The sequence below is a fragment of the Oceanisphaera sp. genome (genome assembly GCF_052084945.1).
Taxonomy (GTDB): domain Bacteria; phylum Pseudomonadota; class Gammaproteobacteria; order Enterobacterales; family Aeromonadaceae; genus Oceanimonas.
This window is the reverse complement of the sequence record NZ_JBQDEX010000037.1, coordinates 1-21,319: the sequence shown is the minus strand read 5'-3', so window position 1 is coordinate 21,319 and position 21,319 is coordinate 1. Positions and strand designations below refer to the sequence as shown.

Here is a 21,319-nt window from a genome sequence, read left to right as displayed (position 1 = left end):
AGTAGCGCGCTCTGCCTGATTTCTACTCAAACATCAACAAAAAGATGTGACTAAGAGACAGCCTTACGGCTTACGCTGATCGAAGGGCTCCGGTTACTGAGTGCCACCCACTGTAAGTTGATCTAATTTAAGCGTCGGTTGGCCCACGCCAACGGGCACGCTTTGTCCCTCTTTTCCGCACACACCCACGCCGGCATCCAATGCCAAGTCATTGCCCACCATAGACACCTGACTCATGGCCTCAGGTCCATTACCAATCAGGGTTGCGCCTTTAATAGGCGCGGTAATTTTCCCGTCCTCAATCAGATAAGCTTCTGAAGCAGAGAACACAAAACGACCCGAGGTAATATCCACCTGACCACCACCAAAGTTAGGGGCATAAATACCTTTTTTAACACTTTGAATAATATCTGCCGGTGGCGTTTCACCGCCCAACATATAGGTATTGGTCATACGCGGCATAGGCAGATGAGCATAAGACTCGCGGCGACCGTTACCGGTTGGAACCACGCCCATTAGGCGGGCATTCAGCTTATCTTGCATATAGCCTTTAAGAATGCCGTTTTCGATCAGCACGTTATAACCACTCGGAGTCCCTTCATCATCAATAGATAAAGAGCCACGGCGATCCGCCAAGGTACCATCATCCACTATGGTGCATAAGCTAGAGGCCACTTTTTCGCCCACACGCCCCGCATAAGCCGACGAACCCTTACGGTTAAAGTCCCCTTCTAGGCCATGGCCCACAGCTTCATGCAACAAAACCCCAGGCCAGCCCGCGCCTAATACCACCGGCATAGTGCCCGCAGGAGCATCAATGGCTTCTAAGTTAACTAACGCTTGGCGTACCGCCTCTTTTACATAGCTCATGGCTCTGGGTTGGCCGTCTAAGTCTTCTAAAAAGTACTGATAGCCAGTGCGACCACCGCCACCGCTGCCGCCGCGCTCGCGGCGACCATTGCGCTCAACCAGCACAGAGCAATTTAGGCGCACTAATGGTCGTAAGTCGGTGGCTAAGGTGCCATCGGTTGCAATTACGAGTATTTCTTCATATACACCCGAAATGGACGCGATCACCTGAGTAACGGCGGGATCTAGGCTGCGCCCAAAGGCATCCATTTGCTGTAATAATTCAATTTTTTGCTCACGGCTCAAACTATCTAAGGGATTAACTCCCATATAACGACGGCTTACTGGGCGCTCGGCGCCTACTTTAAAGCGACCATCACCGCCTTTTTCAGCAATCCCTCGTGCGGCACTCACGGCTTGATCAAGTGATGCCGCCGTCAATTCATCGGAGTAAGCAAAACCGGTTTTTTCACCGCTAATAGCGCGAACTCCCACACCTTGCTCTATATTGTAGCTGCCATCTTTTACGATACCGTCTTCTAATACCCAAGACTCATGTACACTGTTTTGAAAATACAAGTCGGCAAAATCAATCTGATGGCGGCTTAGGCGACCTAACTGAGCGTTTAACAATGCCATATCTAAATCGTTAGGTACCAAGATGCTGTTACTAAGTTGTTCAATACTCATTATCTCTCCAAACCGCGCTTAAACGGCCATGTTGTGCCACTGGCATTTGCCGACGAATATCTGCCAGTCGCTTAGTGTCTATGGGCGTACTTACCAGCCCCTCGCCCTCAGGCAGGCAGCATTCAATGTCTCCCCAAGGACTAATAATCATCGAATGTCCCCAAGTGGGCCGCTTACCTTGCTCTCCGTATAAGCCCGCCGCCACTACATAGCACTGGTTTTCTATGGCCCTAGCCTGTAATAACGGCTGCCAATGCGCTTCACCCGTCACCCGGGTAAATGCTGCGGGCACCAGTAAAATATCGGCACCTTGATCACGTAACGCACGGTACAGTGTTGCAAAGCGCAAATCATAACAGATAGATAAGCCTAAACGCCCGAATGGGCTGTCAATGACACAGACTTTATTGCCCGGCGCATAACTGTCTGACTCTCGGTATCGGCCCTGCACATCCGCCACATCCACATCAAACAAATGCAGCTTATGATAGTGTGCCACCTGCTCTCCGCGCTCGTTATACACCAAGCTGGTCGCATGTAACCGCTCACTGTGCTCAATACGCGTGGGCAGAGAGCCCACCACCAGCCAAATATTATGCTCTTTAGCCCACTGACTAAACTGTGCTTGTATTGGCCCTTCACCCAAAGGCTCGGCGACGGCTTGGATAGCACTTTTACGACCAAATACCGCCACGTTTTCTGGTAATAACACCAATAATGGCCGCTGGGTAGGTAATTGCTGTAATAGCTCAGCTAAGCGCGCCTGATTGGCCTGCCACTCGGGTCCTGCATTAATTTGTAACGCTACCAGTTCCATTATCTGCTCCTTCATTGTGCGGCGTAAACATCGCTACTCGCCTAGCGCGGTACGCCGTAAGCTAACTTGAGCGCTTCTTGACTTACAGCGTAATGGCGCAAAGCGTACCGCCGCTCTTACTTCGGCACTGCCACCCGCTGTTTCTCTCGCCCAAGCTCAGTAACCTTAGGGTTAGCCAGTGGCCCAGAAACTTGATAGCGAATACGCGTAAATACATCGACCACAGGACCCAGTACTTTAGACAGTGCCAACACATACAACCCCGCCACAGGGGTCACGGCAAAGGCGGCAATAGCAGGTAAGTTACCGGTTAAGTTAGGGACTAGCTCAAATTGGTAATTGAGTTGCTCATTGGCAAAGTCGAGCTGGCCATTGCCTCGCAGATTACCTGCCGCGCCTTTGAGTAACAGATCTTGATTGTCTAATACGCCATTATTTAACTCACCACTGGCGCTAATACGGTCAAAATAAAACCCCTCAGCATACAGGTCCCTAAAGTCTAACCGTAACCGACGCATTAAAGACTCTAGGCTGACAACCGAGAGTAAACCGGCGCCTTTGTCATTAATATCTCGCAACACGCCCGCCCCTGTATTCATAGCAAGCGAGCCATTCATCTGGGCCAACTCTGGCTGCCATGGCACATTGAGCCAGCGTAATTGACCACTGAGCTTGGCTGAGGTATCACTAAAAGGCGAGGTTTTACCCAACGCTTTCCATAATCGCTCTAACGAGGGGCTGTTACTCTGCCACTCTAAACGACTTAAATTAACCTTATCTTCTTGCAGCCATTGCCCTTGTGCTTGTGCCTGTAATAAAGGCCCATCAAGGTTAAACTCCGTTAATAGTACTTTATTACGTTCGGGCTGTAAGCTTACCCTTAACTTGCCCAGCGCCAGCTGCTGCCAACGACAATCATCACAATTCAACTGCAAGGCCGGTACTTGTTCAGGAGACACAGTGATATCTGAATGCTCACCGGACTCTTGACCCACTATTGGTGTTTGCCCCAGCCATAATCGATTAAAATCGGCTTGCAAAGCCTGGGCACCACCAAACAGTACACGCCCCTTAGCTTGCTCTGCTTGAATTTGTACTTGATGTCGATTGGTTTGGTAGGGCTGTACCAATACCTTTAGCTGATTTAAGGGTTGTTGCCACAGCTGCGCACGACTGGCCTGAACATCAACGCGATAAGGGCTAGGCCAGCGAATACCACTATTTGTGGCTGGTCCAGATAATGCTTGCGCTCTTTGTACTTTGTTGAGCAATGATAGCCAATCATCAAGCACAACGTCAGGCACCTTAACGGCAATATCTAGTGGTGCACTGTGAGGGCTGGTATTGCTCCCCGCCGATAGCCATAAGCGCTGCACCTGAGGCCCAACATTCGCAAAAGCTAATTTGGCTTGCCCACGAATATGCGGGCCCACATTCAATGATAGCCGAGCCTGTTCAAGATCTCCGGTGACGGTCAGCTCACTGTGTTTAGCTTGATCCCTTTTTTTATTTAGCGGGGGAGGCAGTGTACTGCCAAGGCCTGTTAACGCTGAGTTAGCACGAAAACGATACGACACTGGCCCTTGATCAGGTAAGGTTAAGTCTAATTGCCCTTGCCAGTCGGTTTTGCCCGAGAGCTCGCTTAATGCCGGAGACAAGGCACCTAGCTTTTTCGCTTGCAGCTGCCCTGTAATGCCCAGTGTAACCTCGTAATTTTCCGATGTTTGTTGGCCGCTATAATCAAGTTGCAATGGTTGCTCATGCCACTGGGCTTGCATCTTTTTAAAGCTTGTTTTTTGCTCATCAAACACTAAGCGCCCACTCACCCCTTGCAAGGGCAAATCAAGGGGCTTCACACGGACCTTGTTATCTAAAAAATCAACCTGGCCGTTTGCTGCAACCTCATCACCATTTAAAGGGATGCTGAGCGCTAGCTGCCCATTAAGCGGGCCTGCTACCTGTATCTGCTCTAAGGTAATGCCCACCGAGGAAGCAAGCGATGAATGCTGTAAATAATCGGTGACGGCTTCACCTTTGCCATTGATGTTAGCACTCAGCTCTAATGTTCCATCTTCATCTAGCGGCGCTATGCGCGCATCAATGTTACTGGCATTAACCTGCCCTAAACGACCGGTTTCGCCCTGCATATAAAGGCCGTCATTTTCAAATAAGAGGTCTAGGCTTAATGCCGATAGGGGTTGCCATTGGGGATCAAACTGAAATTGAGCTTGGCGAAGCGGAACGCGCGCCTGAAAGATTCCATTGTTATCTTGATAAGGAAAATCCAATGGCCGCCCATACCAGAGCACTTCTGCCCCTTTGGCCTGGCCGCCTTTAATAGCTCCTTGCAAGTAATCTACCAGCTCAGTACCCATTACTGGTTCAGGAAAATACCGAAAAGCGTGCTCGCCACGCAATACATCTATACGTGCCGACGCGCTCAGCAAAGGAGCACTATGCTCAGACAACAGCAAACTAAACCAACCTTTCAAAGTTAAATCGTCCGTCTCAACCTCAAGATCGCGACTCCATAAGGTCCAGCCACTCGACTGCTTTTGCCATTGCACTTTAGCGGCTAATCGCTGCATGGGCCAATCAGCCCGAAAGGTGTTATCAAAGCTCCAGTTGGCGGCATTATCTTGCTGTACACTTAGCTGGCCCTTATCTGCACTGACAGAAAAATGACCATTCACCCCTTGGGTGCTGGGTGCCCATTCAAACGCTTGGGTACTAATATCTTGTAATTCGCCCTGCCAGCGCCACTGCGTGAGCTTGCTGTCAGCAGAAAAATACAAATGAGTAAGCTCACCCCGTGGGACTATGCCGGCCAATTGACGCGCAGGCTCTGGCCAAAAGCTTTCTCCCCACTGCGCCAGTAATGCTAGGTCGGTAAAAGTCAGGCGGTTTAAATAGCCTTGTAAACGATCGTGGTGCTTATCAAGTTGCAGCTGCCAACTCGGCCATACTTCATCATCCACACTAATATCGATATTGCTGCTGGCCAATTGCCAACCGCCATCGGTCGGTTGCCACTGTAAGCGTCCCCCTTTGACAGCCACATGATGTTGCTCGCCCCAGCCCAAGCGGTTTTCACCAAATTCAAGCACACCCGCACTCAATTGACCTTGTTGCCATTCAAGCCAGAGTTCAAAGTTTATCTTGGCACTCACTGCCTGATCATTAGGGCGGATCAGCGCTAACACATTGGTGGCATCTACCCTCTGCGCTTGCACATAAATATGACCGCTTAGTTGGTCACTGGGCCCGGTAAATTGAGTCTTGAGTTGTAATTGCTGTTGGGCTGCGGGGCCAAATCCAAAGCGCCCTCGACCTTGGTGCTGCCCTGGCTTATTTTGCCAATGTAAATCAGGTAGGTGTAATTCCACTAAGTCTTTGCCTGGGCTACTCACAATAAGCTGAGCATCCTGCAGCGAGAACTGCTCTACGCCGGCCAGCACTAATTGACGCAGAGCACGCCAATCCATAGACATAGGCGCCGTCTCTGCTGGCGAGTCTGGTGCTAACACCATAGGCACACGCAAGCCATCCAATGTTAGTTCATTAAGCACCAGCCGCCATTGGCGTACACTTTGCCATAACTGCACATCTACTAGTGCTCGGCGCAACGTAATGGGGGGAGCTTGCTCTCGGTGTAAGCTTACCTGCTTGACCACCAACACGGGCCCATAATCTTGCCAGTTTAAGCCGAGCTCGCCAATGTCTAAGGTTAGCTGCTGATCATTGAGTTGGCGGGCAAGCCAGTCTTGTTGCCAGTTAGCCAGCAAAGGTGAACCAAACCGCAACAAAGACACCAATACAGCTAACAGCACAGCAAGGGCGGCAAGGCTTAACCATGCCCAATTTAAGCTTCGCTTAAACACCACAGACACTACATCATTACCACATCAAACTGCTCTTGGTTATACAAGGGCTCACTGTTTACTTTTACCTGCTTGCCAATAAATACTTCTAACTCAGCCAGCATATGTGCTTCATCTTCTTGCAACGCTGAGGCCACCGCTAAAGAGGCATAAACGACAAATTTATCGGCGGCATAGGCTTTATTAACACGGGTAATTTCGCGCAATATTTCGTAGCTCACAGTTTCTACTGTTTTTACTCGAGCTCGCCCATTACACTCAGGGCAGGCTCCACACAATACGTGCTCTAAGCTTTCTCGGGTGCGCTTGCGAGTCATTTCAACCAAGCCCAGCTGAGAAAACCCATTTACATTGGTTTTAGCACGATCTTTAATCAAGGCCATTTCTAAGCTCTGTAATACGCGGCGTTTATGATCAGCATCGTACATATCAATAAAGTCGATAATGATAATGCCACCTAAATTACGCAGTCGTAGTTGGCGAGCAATGGCTTGTGTGGCTTCGGTATTGGTATTAAAAATGGTTTCTTCAAGATTACGATGCCCAACAAAAGCACCGGTATTAATATCAACCGTGGTCATGGCTTCGGTTTGGTCAATAATTAAATAGCCGCCCGATTTTAACTCAACTTTTCGGTTTAATACCCGTTGCATCTCATTTTCAACATCATATAAGTCAAAAATCGGTGAGTCGCCGTGATAATACTCAACTTTACCGGAAAGCTCGGGCACAAACTCTTCAACAAAGTGATTTAAGGTTTCACAGGTGCTGCGCGAATCAATTCGCACTCTATCTAGCTCAGCTCCAACAAAGTCACGTACAATACGACACGTTAGCCCAAGATCTTCATACAACATAGCGCAGGCAGAATGTTTTCGGCGACGCTCTTGAATTTTGCGCCATAATCGATTTAAAAAAGCGGCATCTTGTGCCAACTCGGCTTCACCCACGCCTTCTGCTGCAGTACGAATAATATAGCCGCCTTGTTCGTCTACATATTCCCCTACAATTTGTTTAAGGCGATCACGCTCTTGCTCTGATTCTATGCGCTGCGATACCCCCACATACGCACTGCCAGGCATAAATACCAAGTAACGGGAAGGCAGGGTAATGTCGGTGGTGAGGCGTGCCCCTTTGGTGCCCAGTGGATCTTTAACCACTTGTACTACTATGTCTTGCCCTTGGCGCACGAGCTCACCAATATTACCGACCTGAAAGTGCGCCTGCTCTTTGGTATCAACACATTCAGTATGGGGAACAATATCAGAGGCATGTAAGAAGGCCGCACGTTCGCCGCCAATATCAACAAAAGCCGCCTGCATACCCGGCAGTACACGACTCACTTTGCCTTTATAAATATTGCCAACAATGCCACGTCGCGACTGACGTTCAACATGTACCTCTTGCAGAATACCATTTTCCACTAGCGCAACTCGGGTTTCTGCAGGAGTTACATTAATAATCAGTTCAGCCGACATGCGTGCACCGTCCATAGAAGAAGTTAAGCATCTAAACTACCATAGATTACCCTTGGGTTAAGAAATCAGTCCCACAAAACACCGCCCAAATGCAATAAGGCTTCGGTTTCCACCAATGGCAAGCCAACCACAGCGCTATAACTGCCATGAATACTCACCACAAAACGCCCTCCCATACCTTGAATGCCATAGCCACCAGCTTTATCCCGTGGCTCACCGCTTGCCCAGTAACGGTGAATATCAACATCACTTAACTCACGAAACGTGACCTGAGTGCATACTGTGACCGTGTTTAGCCACTCACCGTTTGTCTGTGCCCTAGGCGTTGCTAGTGCCATAGCGGTCATCACCTGGTGGGGACGCCCCGACAAACGGCCTAGCATAGCAATTCCATCGGCTTGGCTATTAGGCTTTTCTAATACCTCACCGTCCAGTACCACTATGGTATCACCCGCTAATACGGGCAGCGCCAGCGGGGCAATATCTAAGCCCGCTTTTGCCTTATCACGCGCTAAACGCGCCACATAAGTGGTGGCGTCTTCGTGTGCTTGCTGACTCTCTTCTACATGAGGCCGTAAAATGTCAAATGCCACGCCTAACTGCATCAACAGTTCGCGACGACGAGGAGAGCCAGAAGCTAAATAAATAAGTGGAGGCATTATGTGTCTACCGTGAAAGGTAATAAGTGAGGAATAAAAAGAGTAACAGAGGCACGCTTAGCGCCATTTTGCTCATACCAAGCAGAGATGACGGCGACATTTACGTAACAGTAAAAATACCCATGGCCAAAACACCATTGTGCTGACAATAGACCAAAAATAATGATAATCCAGCTGGATATCTCGACTCATATAAGCCACCCAAAATACTAGCAACTTGTTTAAAATTGCCAAAGCACCCAGCACAAAGGACTGTTGCCACACAGAATAGTTACGCATACGCTGAAATTGAGAGGCGGCAAGGTAAGTGGGGATCACCAATGCCAAAGCGTGCATACCAAGCACTGATCCTAATAGCACATCCAAAAGTAACCCGGCAAAAAATGCCGTGCCTACATTGGCGCGGTGGGGCAGAGCTATGCTCCAATACACTAAAGCCATTAGCAGCCAGTCGGGGCGAAAAGGCGCAATAAGTTCAGGCAAGGGCAAAATAGATAACACCAGTGCCAGCAATAAACTACCTGCAATAACCAGGCGCCCTGTTAGCGAAAAACCTCTCATTGGGATACTCGCTCCCTCGTATCAGCGCCTAGGGCTACGGCACCATCTACATCAATAATTTTTGACTCCGGCCATAGCAGTAATAAATAACGCACTCTGTCTAGTGCGGCAAAAGGGTCCACCTGAATATCTGCAAACGGCTGCCCTTCTTCGTAACCGACACGACTGACCCGCCCCACCGGATACCCTTCAGGGAAACGTCCTGCTAGGCCAGAGCTCAGCAAGGTATCACCTTCTTGGATATCGGTATTGCGAGTAATATTATGCAGCGATAAACGGTCTAGCTGACCACTGCCACTGGCAATGGCTCGAATGTCGTTACGTGCCACTCGTACCGGAATACCATGACTACTGTCGGTAATTAACAATACTCGAGCGGTGGTTTTACCAACCGACATGACTTGTCCTACTACGCCTTGTTCGTTAAGTACCGGCTGGCCTTCAAACACTCCCTTTAAGCTTCCCTTATCAATAACAACTTGATGCGAGAACGTATCTGAGTCAACAGCCATTATTTCTGCCACCATGCGCCTTGCATCAAAGCGCACCGGCGAGCCTAGCAAACTGCGCAGTCGACTGTTTTCTTGTTCAAGGTGATCCAGCTGTAGCAGATCGTCACGCAGCAAAAAAAGTTCTTGCTCCAGTCGTTCTGACTGCGCGAGCAAGGCTTGATTAGACATAAGTTGACTAGACGCTGAGTCTAATAATATCCGCGGACTATTGGCAATATACTGCAATGGGCTAACCAGAGTATTAAGATAGACTTTAGCCTCATTAAAACTCTGGTAACGGCTGTCGGCAATAATCAACAGCAACGATACTACCACCGCTAATGCTAAGCGGATTGGCAGTGACGGCCCTCGGCCAAATATTGTTTTCATAGCACAACAGCTAGGCCGAGTAACTCAGCCTTATTATTAATCGTAATGAAATAAATCCCCGCCGTGCATGTCGATCATTTCTAATGCTTTACCGCCACCACGGGCAACACTGGTCAATGGATTATCAGATACCACCACCGGAATACCAGTCTCTTCCATTAATAAACGGTCAAGGTCGCGTAACAAAGCGCCACCACCGGTCAGTACCATGCCACGTTCAGAAATATCTGAAGCCAACTCTGGTGGCGATTGTTCTAATGCCACCATTACGGCACTCACAATACCGGATAGCGGCTCTTGCAACGCTTCTAATATTTCGTTGGAATTGAGCGTAAAGCTGCGTGGCACCCCTTCGGCCAAATTACGGCCTCGGACTTCAATTTCTAAGACTTCGTCACCAGGATAAGCAGAGCCAACTTCGTGCTTAATACGCTCTGCAGTCGCTTCACCAATTAACGAGCCGTAGTTACGGCGCACATAGTTTGTAATGGCTTCGTCAAAGCGATCCCCGCCAACACGTACCGACTGGGAGTACACCACACCATTAAGCGAGATAATGGCCACTTCTGTAGTACCACCACCAATATCAACCACCATAGAGCCTGTAGCTTCAGACACCGGTAAACCTGCACCAATAGCCGCCGCCATTGGTTCATCAATTAAATACACTTCGCGGGCGCCAGCACCCAATGCCGACTCTTTAATGGCACGGCGCTCTACTTGGGTAGAGCCACAAGGCACGCATACCAATACCCGAGGGCTGGGGCGAAAAAAATTATTGTCATGCACTTGCTTAATAAAATGCTGTAGCATTTTTTCTGTGACATAAAAGTCGGCAATCACACCGTCTTTCATAGGCCGAATGGCTGCTATATTGCCCGGTGTGCGACCCAGCATTTGCTTGGCAGCTTGCCCAACAGCGGCAACACTTTGGCTTTGGCCCGATTTTTCTTGGCGAATAGCCACAACGGAAGGCTCGTCAAGAACAATACCTTGGTCTTTAACGTAAATGAGAGTGTTGGCCGTGCCCAAATCGATCGACAGATCGTTGGAAAACATGCCTCTTAGCTTTTTAAACATATGCTGAAGGGGACCTTGGATTATAAAAGCGGTTACAATAATGCGGCTAACTTTATCAACGCAGCCTACTACTGGCAAGGAACAAGCTTAGCTAAAACCACACAAAGAGTGGGTACGAGTTTCAATTGGGTAAGAAGTTCCCTAAACTGAGATAATTAATTCATTTAATTTATGCTTTATGCCGTTATCTACTTGGTATCAACTCTATGGTGCTGCGCTGCCTAAACAGTGGCTACAGCCGCTGCACCACCCGCTATTAACCCAACATCAACTCACGCTTTGGGTCATGCGAGACGACCTGCATCACCACAACATATCAGGCAATAAATGGCGCAAGCTTAAATATATCCTACATCAAGCGTTATTAGACAATGCTAGTGGCATTTTAAGCTTTGGCGGCGCTTACTCCAACCACTTACACGCTCTGGCAGCAGCGGGTTATCAACTAGGCTTGCCCACCGCCGCCATAGTCCGTGGCGAAGCCAGCAGCCGCAGTAATCCCACCCTTAGCGATGCTCAACACTGGGGCATGAACTTAGAATTTGTAGACCGACAACAATATCGTCGCCGCCAAGAGGCCGGCTGGTTGGCAGAGCTGGCATTGCGTTATCCTGGGTATGTTATTGTGCCAGAAGGCGGAAGTTGTGCTGCGGCGTTACCGGGAGTCGCACAGGTGTGGCAAGATTTAAGCCATGCGCTTAATCAGCAACAAATCGCCTCTCATATCGATCACCTGATACTGCCGGTTGCCAGTGGCGGCACGCTGGCTGGTTTACTGTCTAAACGCCCTTCACAAACACAGGTAACAGGCTATGCCGTATTAAAAGGGGCACGGTGGCTACCCGACGAAATTTGTCGTCTTTATCCTGCAGCGCGCCAAAATAATGGCTGGCATATTGCATTAAACCACCATGGCGGTGGCTATGCTAAATGTTCAGTGCTTGATAAAAGCGACATCGATTTATTAGCCCAACAACTCACATTGCCGCTAGAACCTATTTATAGCGGTAAAGCGCTATTGGGGCTATTTCGAGATATTGCAGCTGGCTTATACCCCGCCGGTAGCCGGCTAGTATTTTTACACACCGGAGGGCTGCAAGGCGCCCGCGCTACTTTAAAGCTGCGCTAAACGCTCGGGCCGCGCAAAAAAATAACCTTGGCCAGCATAAACGCCCTGTTGCGATAAACATTGCCACTCTGCTTCTGTTTCTACGCCCATCGCAATCACTAAAGTAGCACGATCGACACAGTTACCAATTAAGCTTCTTACCGCCATTTGATTAGCGGGCTTAGTGTTAATATCCCGCACTAAGCTTGAGTGTAATTTAAGATAATCTAAATGATAATTTTGAATATATTCAGTACTCACAATGTCTTGCCCTGCCTGATCTACGCCTAGCTGACATCCCAGAGCTTTGAGGCCGCGTAACGGCTTTCTTAATGCCTGACAACGCCGGCTTACTTGAGCCTCTGATAGCTCGATAACCAAACGGTTAAGCAGTGATTTAGGGTGCTGGATTAATTCAAACAACAACCAATTATAAAAGTCACGCTCTAGTAAGTTAGCAGCGCTTACATTAAGTGTGGTTGCAATATTCTGCTCATCGCTCACCAAGTAGCTAAGTGTTTTCAGCACCAAGGCTTTATCTAACTCTTTTGATAATCCACACTTTTCTGCCATGGGGATAAAGTAGCCAGCCGACAGCACTTTACCTTGCTCATCTTGAATACGCGCCAACAATTCATACATCAGAGGAGGCTGTGCCGCATCGGTATAAATCCCTTGGCGGTCTAATTGAATTAAGTCTTGCTCTAACAAGCGCGTTAACAAAGTACGCCAGCGCACCGTTCCCTTACCCATACTGGCCTCAGTGACGCCTTTATAATACATAAAGTAACCATCACCGCCCTGCAGCGCCGCACTGCGCAAAGCCAACTCCGCTTCTTCTTGAATTTGTACCAAAGATTCTTTGTAACGAAAACAAACTCCACCAATGTAAATAGCCGGATCATGTACCGCATCAGGCCAATGCAAACGGCGTAATACACTCATTGCTTGACGCGCAGTATCTTGCGCCTCATTTTCTACCGCATTGGGCAATAATAGCGCAAAGGTGTTACCACTATAGCGAGCTTGCAGTGCACCAGGAATACGCTGAATAAAGTTACTCAAATATACAGCTGCTGCAGACAAGACTTCATCACCGCGTTCGTAGCTCAAATAATAGTTAATGCTTTCTACATCTTGTAGTTTCACCAACAGCAAGGCACCGGCATGGCTAGTAGGATCACTGAGCATGGCTTCTAAGCGATTATCAAAAAACGCTCGGTTACCAATCCCCAGCTTTTTATCCATAAACACATTGGCGCGCATAAAAGTATCAAAACGGCTACGCTCTTTTTTGGCATCTTTTAATTCTAACAGCAATGTATCGAGCGCTTGGCTCACCGAGCGTGGCCACTCTTGTTGCGAATCGTGCTGCAAGGCATTTTTCTTACCGTGCAAAATATGCAGTCCACGCCAATCAAGCAGCTCAATCCCACGTAACTGCCGCCTAAGCCAATGTAAAATAAATAAGGTGCCTACAAACACCAGCGCAATGGCTCCTGCTAACCAAAACAACGAACTTAAGGTATCTGTTACTTCATAAAGAGGGGGGCGTAGTTCTAACTGTATATGAAATTCTGGATGCTCAATAAGAGCACGTTGATACTCTATCGACAACTCGCTTTCAGATAATATTTGCGCGGTATTATAGCGATAAAAAGGGGTCTCACCTTTAAGTACTACCAACTTAAGTACGCTGTTCGCCTCCAGTAAGGCAGCCAGTTTATTATGCATAATTTGAGGTTGAACTGGCCCCAACTGCCAACTATCATCAATTGAACGTACTATGCTATCGACTTGACGTTGTTGATATATTTCACCTACCTGATAAAAGCTCACGCCGGCCCCCACTATCATCAAGATAACGGTCGCCAATATGCTTAAACTAATAGTGGCAGTAAGCTGATTAGTCAGTTTCATTTCTCATCCCTAAGACACCAGATACCATCCGGCATTCTTCCTTGAGTGCTGCTTTGAGGGAGCAAATGGCCCCTAACAACCCATAATCTTCATTATCATGGCCTAATGACTAAAATACCAACGCTTTCCAAGTGAAGACTCATATTACTCGATCATGCGCACAACGCTGCATAAGGTTCTTTAGTACGGTGTGATACGTCAATACTCAATGGGGTATTTGCATTTCACTCTTTACTCGCAACGCTTTACACTAACATTAATCCGTATTTATTACGCCTCATCGGCATCTCACTACAAGGCATATACACGTTGAATATATGGAAAAAATATAGCGACATGTCGCTGGTCATAAAAATGTCAGCTGGCTTCTTGTTGGGCATACTCGTCGCTCTGGTTTTTAGAGAGCAAGCGGCGATTGTCAGTCCGCTGGGCGATATCTTTATTCGTTTACTCAGTCTCATTGCGACGCCGGTTATCTTTTTAACAGTGGCTCTGGCCATTGGTCGTATGAATATCAGCCAAATGGGCAGGCTAAGCGGCAAACTGATCCTCTACTATGCTGCCACTACAGCTATGGCGGTAATTATAGGGGTCGTACTCGCTCTTACTTTTAGTCCCGGCAGCCAGCTCTCACTCCCCAACACCGCCGTGCAGCAACCCGAAATTCCACACGCCTCAGACATGCTGATCAAAATAGTGCCTAACAATCTATTTTCAGCCTTCGCCGCCGGTGATTTAATGGCGATTTTGTTTATTGCTATTATTATGGGGATGGCGATGTCTGCCATGATTTATTCTGCTGATAAAAAAATGCAGGATCATGGCATTTTTTTAGAGCGCTTATTTAGCGCTTTCAACGAGCTGTTTTATAAAATACTGGATGGCATTTTACTGTATGCACCCATTGGGGTATTTGCCATAAGCGCGACTACTTTTGGCTCTCAAGGCTGGATGACCTTAACATCTTTACTAGTGTTTACCGCTACCTTTTATTTAGGCTTAGCCGTGTTATGGGCATTGGTATACACCAGCTTCTTAAAGTTATCAGGTCACTCGGTGTTGCGCTTTCTAGCGGATATAAAAGAAGCTTATGCCACCGCCTTTTTTACCACTAGCAGCTTAGCCACCTTACCAGTCGCCATATCTGCAGCCAAAAAAGCCGGCGTATCTGAAAAAATCGCCAACTTTGCTCTGCCGCTAGGGGCTATTTTTAATTCCGACGGCGGCGCACTACGTATGGGCGTTTCACTGGTATTTGCCGCTAATATCACCGGCTTAGATTTAGCATGGATAGATTTAATGACAATAGTGGTGATTGGCACCCTGCTTTCTATTGGTACCGCAGGTGTACCGGCCGCGGGCTTGGTCACCTTATCGGCAGTATTAAGCTTATTTGGCTTACCATTGGAAATAGTGGCACTGATTGCCGGTGTAGATGCCATTATCAATATGGGCGGCACCGCATCTAATGTCACTGGCGATATTATCGGCGCTGCTGTTATTGACGAAAAATCTCAACCAGCACAAGATACAAGCGCCACCCTATAAACAATAAACCACAATCCAAGCTAAAAGCTTAGATAACGGCACAAAAGTAGACTAAATGCGTCGAATGTCGTCTAATATCAGGCCGTTTAATGGTATTAGGTGACATATACGTGCGTGCTGATTTTTGGGAGCATTACTCACTAGCAGAGCTGAATGCTAAAGAATGGGAAGCCTTATGTGATGGCTGCGGCCAGTGTTGCTTAGTCCGCACAGAGGGTAAAGGCGAAGTACGGGTGTTTAATATTACCTGTGAATTGTTTGACGCTCAGCAAAGTCGCTGTCGCGATTATCAGCATCGTTTTGAGCAAGTCCCCCACTGTCACCCATTAACGCCAAGTAATGTACCCTTATATACTTGGTTACCAGAAACCTGTGCCTATCGGCGCCTTGAACAAGGCAGATCACTGGAAAGCTGGCACCCCTTAATTACAGGCAACCGGCAGTTAATGCGCAAACTCGGTATCACAGTCCACCCAGATGCCCCACTTAACTCCCAAGTCCCTCGCCATAAAAGACACCAACACCTGATTAAAGTAAAAAATATTTAAAACAATATACTAGCCACAAAAAAAGCCCCCGCATTAACAGGGGCTTAGTATCAGTACGCACAAGACTCAAAGACCCAAGAGAGTCCTAGAACGGGATGTCGTCATCGAAATCCATTGGGGGCTCGTTATAAGTGGGTGCCGGTGCTGCAGGAGGAGCTTGTGGTGCTTGAGCGGGTGCTTGCTGGCCATATTGTGGCTGGCTTTGTGGTGCTGCTTGCTGTTGACCGCCTTGCTGCTGGCCACCCCAATTGCCTTGACCGCCCTGCTGCTGCGGTGCTGCTTGTTGCTGCCCCCAATTACCTTGGCCACCTTGTTGCTGGCCGCCTGGTTGTTGGTTATTTTGTTGGCCACCCCAGCCACCTTGTTGTCCGCCACCACCTTGTGGGCGACCGCCCAACATTTGCATGGTGCCGCCCATATCAACCACTACTTCGGTGGTGTATTTATCTTGGCCACTTTGATCTTGCCACTTACGGGTTTGTAAACGACCTTCTATATATATCTGCGAGCCTTTACGCTGATATTCACCGACAATTTCTGCCAACTTGCCAAAAAAGACCACGCGGTGCCATTCGGTACGCTCTCTCTGCTCGCCGGATTGCTTGTCACGCCAAGTTTCACTGGTAGCCAAAGTGATATTTGCCACCGCATTACCGTTAGGCATGTAACGCACTTCTGGGTCCTGACCTAGGTGGCCGATCAGGATAACTTTATTAATGCCTCTATTGGCCATAACTCGCTCCGTACTTACAGGTTAATCAAGCTTTTCGCTTGATCTAATTCAAAAATATTGCCGTCGACTTTAAGGTACGCGGCGCCCTCTTCTGGGATAATTAACGCTTCGTGTACCCCAGGTAACGCTAGCAGCTGGGTAAGCAAGCTCTCGCGGCGTTCGTTACTTTCTATATTAACACTAATAGGCAAAATATGAGATCGCACCTTGCTAACATTACTCATACCCGCAGCTAGCCAAAACCAAAATGCCATACAGGCCGCGATCAGTAAAAACACACCTGCACCGCCTAGTTCTTGATATAGCAGGCCGCCCAACAGCCCACCTAAAAAGGCACCAAAAAATTGACCAGTAGAATAAATTCCCATGGCGGTGCCTTTAGCGCCAGCCGGTGCCAACATAGACAAAAAGGCGGGTAGTGAAGCTTCCATAAAGTTAAAGGCGGTAAAATACAACAACATGGCCAGCGCTAATATGGTGATATGGCCTTGACCGGCCGCCATTAAAATAAGCGATACCATCATCACCAGAATAGACGCCAAAAAAAGCTGCTTGTTCATATTGCGTTTAGCGCCCAAGATTAAAAAGGGCACGATTAACACAAAAGATAATAGCAAGGTGGGCAAATAGAGCCACCAATGACGCTCAGCTGCTAAACCTGCCTCTAACAAGGTCAACGGAAACGCCACAAATACCGCAGTGAGTGTTAAATGTAGCAGCATAATGCCAAAGTCGAGGCGCAATAATTGCTTATCTTTTAATAAGCGGCCAAACAGCTCAGGCGCAGCAGTAACATCACGAATTTGTCCTTTATGTATTGAGTTAGGCAACATAAAGCGCACCATCACAATACCCACGATAGATAATATTGCTGTGGCCCAAAATACACCAGACAAACCAAAAAATGAGGCTAATACTGGCCCGAGTACCATGGCAATGGCAAACGAAATACCAATGCAGACCCCAATAATGGCCATGGCTTTGGTACGATTTTCTTCGCGAGTAATGTCGGCTGCTAAGGCTAAAATAGCACCCGCAATAGCACCTGAACCTTGTAACACCCGGCCGATAGCTACGCCATATACTGACTCTGACATAGCAGCGACTACAGAGCCTAAAGCAAATAAAGTTAAGCCGACATAAATCACTGGTTTACGCCCAATGCGATCCGACAACCATCCGGCCGGTATTTGTAATACCGCTTGAGTTAAGCCATACACACCAATCACGATCCCAACCCATAACGGTGAGAAACCGATCAAGTCTTTACCGTACAAGGCAAATACCGGCATGATCATAAACAGGCCCAACATTCGCATCCCAAAGATGCCCGCTAGGGTAAAAGAAGCCCGCCGTTCGTGGTGGCTAAAACCTGGCTCGTCGCTCATGAGTCCTCTGCACTGTTACATCACATAAATAGAATGCTAATAGTCTAGCACGTGGGGCCTGTCAAGATTAATGCTTATTCTCACTTGGCGAGCTTATGATCCAATGCCATACTAGTTGATCGAATTTACAGCAAGGTGCAGTGGCAGATGAAGAAAATCGAAGTACGCGGAGCACGAACCCATAATCTAAAAAATATCAGCGTAGACTTGCCTAGAGATAAATTGATAGTGATCACCGGTTTATCTGGATCGGGCAAGTCATCTCTCGCTTTCGATACTCTTTATGCCGAAGGACAACGCCGTTATGTTGAGTCATTGTCGGCTTATGCGCGCCAGTTTCTTTCGTTAATGGAAAAGCCCGATGTGGATCATATTGAAGGGTTATCGCCGGCTATCTCCATTGAGCAAAAGTCGACCTCTCATAACCCACGTTCAACCGTGGGCACCATTACCGAAATTTATGATTATCTACGCCTACTGTTTGCTCGTGTAGGTGAACCTCGCTGTCCGACGCATGCGCAGCCATTAACCGCACAAACCATCAGCCAAATGGTCGATAAAGTATTAGCACAGCCTGAAGGCGAAAAGCTAATGCTGCTGGCCCCCGTGGTACGAGACCGCAAAGGGGAGCACACCAAGCTATTAGATAATCTCTCGGCACAGGGTTTTATTCGCGCCCGTATTGATGGTGAAGTGTGTGATTTATCCGATCCACCAACGCTCGAGTTACAAAAAAAGCACACCATAGAAGTGGTGGTTGACCGCTTTAAGGTGCGTGACGATCTGCAGCTGCGCTTAGCCGAATCATTTGAAACCGCGCTTGAGCTGTCGGGTGGCATCGCCTCTGTCATCGCCATGGATGAAAGTAATCAAACTGACTTGGTGTTTTCTGCTAACTTTGCCTGTCCGCAATGTGGTTACTCTATTGCCGAATTAGAGCCACGTATTTTCTCGTTTAATAACCCAGCCGGAGCTTGTGAAACCTGTGACGGTTTAGGGGCTCAGCAAGTGGTGGATCCCGACAAGGTGATCAGTAACCCCGAGCTAAGCTTATCGGGTGGTGCTATTCGTGGCTGGGATAAACGCAGCTATTATTATTACCAAATGCTCAAATCGCTTGCCGATCATTATGACTTTGACTTAGAAGTGCCCTATCAAGAACTCACAGAAGACGTGAAACAAGCGGTACTCTATGGCTCTGGTCGCACCAGCATCGACTTTAAATACATGAATGACAGAGGCGATGTGCTGGTACGAAAACACCCCTTTGAGGGTATTGTGCATAATATGGGGCGGCGCTATCGCGAAACCGAGTCAAACTCAGTGCGAGATGAGTTAGCCAAATATCAAAGTCATCAAGCCTGCCCCACTTGTAGCGGCACCCGCCTTAAAGAAGGGCCACGCAATGTATTTGTGGCCGAACATACTCTGCCACAAGTGGCTAATATGGCGATTGGTGAAGCCCATGAATTTTTCACTAATATGGAGCTAAGTGGCCAAAAAGCACAAATTGCCGATAAGATTTTTAAAGAAATCGTTGCCCGCCTAGGCTTCTTGGTGAATGTGGGCCTCAACTATTTAACCTTATCTCGTAGCGCAGATACTCTCTCTGGCGGTGAAGCCCAACGCATTCGACTGGCCAGCCAAATTGGTGCCGGCTTAGTGGGGGTCATGTATGTACTGGACGAGCCCAGCATTGGCCTGCATCAGCGAGATAATGAGCGCTTACTGACAACCCTAGTACATCTGCGTGATCTGGGTAATACGGTGATTGTTGTTGAGCACGATGAAGATGCAATTCTTGCCGCCGATTATGTGTTAGATATTGGCCCGGGTGCCGGTGTGCATGGGGGGGAAATAGTGGCTGAGGGCACCCCTGCCGAGGTGATGGCCAATGCCAACTCATTAACCGGTGCGTATTTATCGGGTAAAAAGAGTATTGCCATTCCGGCTGAGCGCACTCCAACAAGTGAGCACTGGCTTACCTTAACCGGCGCCACTGGCAATAACTTAAAAAATGTCGACTTACAGCTACCCTTAGGGCTAATGACCTGTATTACGGGGGTCTCTGGTTCGGGCAAGTCTACCCTTATTAACAATACCTTATTCCCTATTGCTCATCGCGAACTCAATAAGGCGACCGTAAGCCAGCCCGCCCCGTATCGCAGTATTGAGGGCATGGATAAGCTAGATAAAGTGGTGGATATTGATCAAAGCCCCATTGGTCGCACACCACGCTCTAACCCTGCTACTTATACCGGTATTTTTACGCCTATTCGTGAGTTATTTGCCGCAACCCAAGAGGCGCGCTCTCGCGGCTATAAGCCAGGTCGCTTCTCGTTTAACGTGAAAGGGGGACGTTGTGAAGCTTGCCAAGGTGATGGTCTCATTAAGGTAGAAATGCACTTTTTACCGGATGTCTATGTGCCTTGTGATGTCTGTAAAAGCCACAGGTATAATCGAGAAACATTAGAGATAAAATACAAAGGCTTAAATATTCACGAAGTGCTGGATATGACGGTAGAAGCGGCCTGCGAATTTTTTGCCCCAGTACCGGCCATTCATCGCAAGCTGCAAACACTAATGGATGTCGGTTTATCCTATGTGCGTCTAGGGCAATCGGCTACCACTTTATCGGGCGGTGAAGCTCAGCGAGTTAAGCTTGCCAAAGAGTTATCGAAGCGTGATACCGGCCAGACCTTGTATATTTTAGATGAGCCCACCACAGGCCTGCATTTTCAAGATATTCAGTTACTGTTAACCGTGCTTAACCGCTTGCGCGATCACGGTAATACGGTGGTGATTATTGAGCATAATCTCGATGTGGTGAAAACCGCCGACTGGATTGTCGATATTGGCCCTGAAGGCGGCAGCGGCGGTGGCCAAATTTTGGTTACCGGCACCCCAGAAGCCGTGGCCGAACATCCCACTTCTCATACCGCCCGTTTCTTACGCCCCATGTTGGAGAAAGCAGCGTCCAGCGCCCAGCACCAAACTCCGAGCTAAAAACAAACACTTTTCCTATGCCGTCATACCGGACTTGCTCCGGTATTTTGTTTTGGCTTTTGAAGAGACTAAAAACAGGTCCTGACTTGCGTCAGGGTGACGGCTTATACCAAACAGACTAAATAATCGATCTATTTAAATACAGTATAAAGAGGAAACAGAGTCACCTCCC

The 21,319-nt window shown here is 48.1% G+C and carries 15 protein-coding genes; 4 read left to right on the top strand and 11 right to left on the bottom strand.

The genetic code is table 11. The annotated features are described in order from the left end of the window. Window positions 1-93: 93 nt before the first annotated feature. From tldD to ACTHY5_RS05260, 8 genes are all read right to left on the bottom strand, one after another. A complete protein-coding gene (gene tldD, locus ACTHY5_RS05295; RefSeq protein ID WP_441877417.1) occupies window positions 94-1,539 on the bottom strand; it encodes a metalloprotease TldD in 1,446 nt (481 codons plus the stop codon). Further along, window positions 1,529-2,356, bottom strand: coding sequence for a carbon-nitrogen hydrolase family protein (locus ACTHY5_RS05290; protein WP_441877414.1), 828 nt, complete (start codon window positions 2,354-2,356; stop codon window positions 1,529-1,531). The genes tldD and ACTHY5_RS05290 overlap by 11 nt, the downstream gene beginning before the upstream one ends. Window positions 2,357-2,472: 116 nt before the next feature. After that, window positions 2,473-6,237 (bottom strand): YhdP family protein, encoded by a 3,765-nt coding sequence (locus tag ACTHY5_RS05285; protein ID WP_441877411.1) that lies wholly within the window; start codon window positions 6,235-6,237, stop codon window positions 2,473-2,475. Between the two features lie 8 nt (window positions 6,238-6,245). Next, window positions 6,246-7,715 (bottom strand): ribonuclease G, encoded by a 1,470-nt coding sequence (rng, locus tag ACTHY5_RS05280; protein ID WP_441877408.1) that lies wholly within the window; start codon window positions 7,713-7,715, stop codon window positions 6,246-6,248. Between the two features lie 65 nt (window positions 7,716-7,780). Further along, a complete protein-coding gene (locus ACTHY5_RS05275) occupies window positions 7,781-8,374 on the bottom strand; it encodes a nucleoside triphosphate pyrophosphatase (protein WP_441877405.1) in 594 nt (197 codons plus the stop codon). 72 nt (window positions 8,375-8,446) lie between these two features. Beyond that, window positions 8,447-8,935 (bottom strand): rod shape-determining protein MreD, encoded by a 489-nt coding sequence (gene mreD, locus ACTHY5_RS05270; protein WP_441877402.1) that lies wholly within the window; start codon window positions 8,933-8,935, stop codon window positions 8,447-8,449. Continuing rightward, window positions 8,932-9,816: a rod shape-determining protein MreC gene (gene mreC, locus ACTHY5_RS05265; protein ID WP_441877399.1), complete on the bottom strand. Its 885-nt coding sequence runs from the start codon at window positions 9,814-9,816 to the stop codon at window positions 8,932-8,934. Before mreC ends, mreD begins: the two co-directional genes overlap by 4 nt. Before the next feature lie 36 nt (window positions 9,817-9,852). Then, the gene (locus tag ACTHY5_RS05260; protein ID WP_441877396.1) at window positions 9,853-10,896 is read right to left on the bottom strand and encodes a rod shape-determining protein; all 1,044 of its coding nucleotides are present in this window, start codon (window positions 10,894-10,896) and stop codon (window positions 9,853-9,855) included. A 178-nt stretch (window positions 10,897-11,074) separates the two neighbouring features. Here ACTHY5_RS05260 and ACTHY5_RS05255 point away from each other — a divergent pair, with 178 nt between their 5' ends. After that, window positions 11,075-12,025: a 1-aminocyclopropane-1-carboxylate deaminase/D-cysteine desulfhydrase gene (locus tag ACTHY5_RS05255; RefSeq protein WP_441877393.1), complete on the top strand. Its 951-nt coding sequence runs from the start codon at window positions 11,075-11,077 to the stop codon at window positions 12,023-12,025. On the opposite strand, the gene ACTHY5_RS05250 is transcribed toward ACTHY5_RS05255, so the two are convergent. Further along, on the bottom strand, window positions 12,011-13,924 hold the full coding sequence (locus ACTHY5_RS05250) for an EAL domain-containing protein (RefSeq protein WP_441877390.1): 1,914 nt from the start codon (window positions 13,922-13,924) through the stop codon (window positions 12,011-12,013). The genes ACTHY5_RS05255 and ACTHY5_RS05250 overlap by 15 nt on opposite strands. A 336-nt stretch (window positions 13,925-14,260) precedes the next feature. Here ACTHY5_RS05250 and ACTHY5_RS05245 point away from each other — a divergent pair, with 336 nt between their 5' ends. Together ACTHY5_RS05245 and ACTHY5_RS05240 are read left to right on the top strand one after the other, a co-directional pair. Then, window positions 14,261-15,472 (top strand): dicarboxylate/amino acid:cation symporter, encoded by a 1,212-nt coding sequence (locus ACTHY5_RS05245; protein ID WP_441877387.1) that lies wholly within the window; start codon window positions 14,261-14,263, stop codon window positions 15,470-15,472. Window positions 15,473-15,582: 110 nt separating this feature from the next. Further along, window positions 15,583-16,020 carry a YkgJ family cysteine cluster protein gene (locus ACTHY5_RS05240; RefSeq protein WP_441877384.1) on the top strand — a complete coding sequence of 146 codons (438 nt, stop codon included), beginning with the start codon at window positions 15,583-15,585 and terminating at the stop codon, window positions 16,018-16,020. An 85-nt stretch (window positions 16,021-16,105) separates the two neighbouring features. On the opposite strand, the gene ssb is transcribed toward ACTHY5_RS05240, so the two are convergent. Together ssb and ACTHY5_RS05230 are read right to left on the bottom strand one after the other, a co-directional pair. Beyond that, window positions 16,106-16,753, bottom strand: a complete 648-nt coding sequence (gene ssb / locus ACTHY5_RS05235) for a single-stranded DNA-binding protein (RefSeq protein WP_441877381.1) — start codon at window positions 16,751-16,753, stop codon at window positions 16,106-16,108. Window positions 16,754-16,767: 14 nt separating this feature from the next. Beyond that, the gene (locus ACTHY5_RS05230) at window positions 16,768-18,141 is read right to left on the bottom strand and encodes an MFS transporter (RefSeq protein WP_441877378.1); all 1,374 of its coding nucleotides are present in this window, start codon (window positions 18,139-18,141) and stop codon (window positions 16,768-16,770) included. 147 nt (window positions 18,142-18,288) lie between these two features. On the opposite strand from ACTHY5_RS05230, the gene uvrA reads away from it, so the two are divergent. Continuing rightward, window positions 18,289-21,147 (top strand): excinuclease ABC subunit UvrA, encoded by a 2,859-nt coding sequence (uvrA, locus tag ACTHY5_RS05225; protein ID WP_441877375.1) that lies wholly within the window; start codon window positions 18,289-18,291, stop codon window positions 21,145-21,147. The last annotated feature ends 172 nt before the right edge of the window (window positions 21,148-21,319 follow it).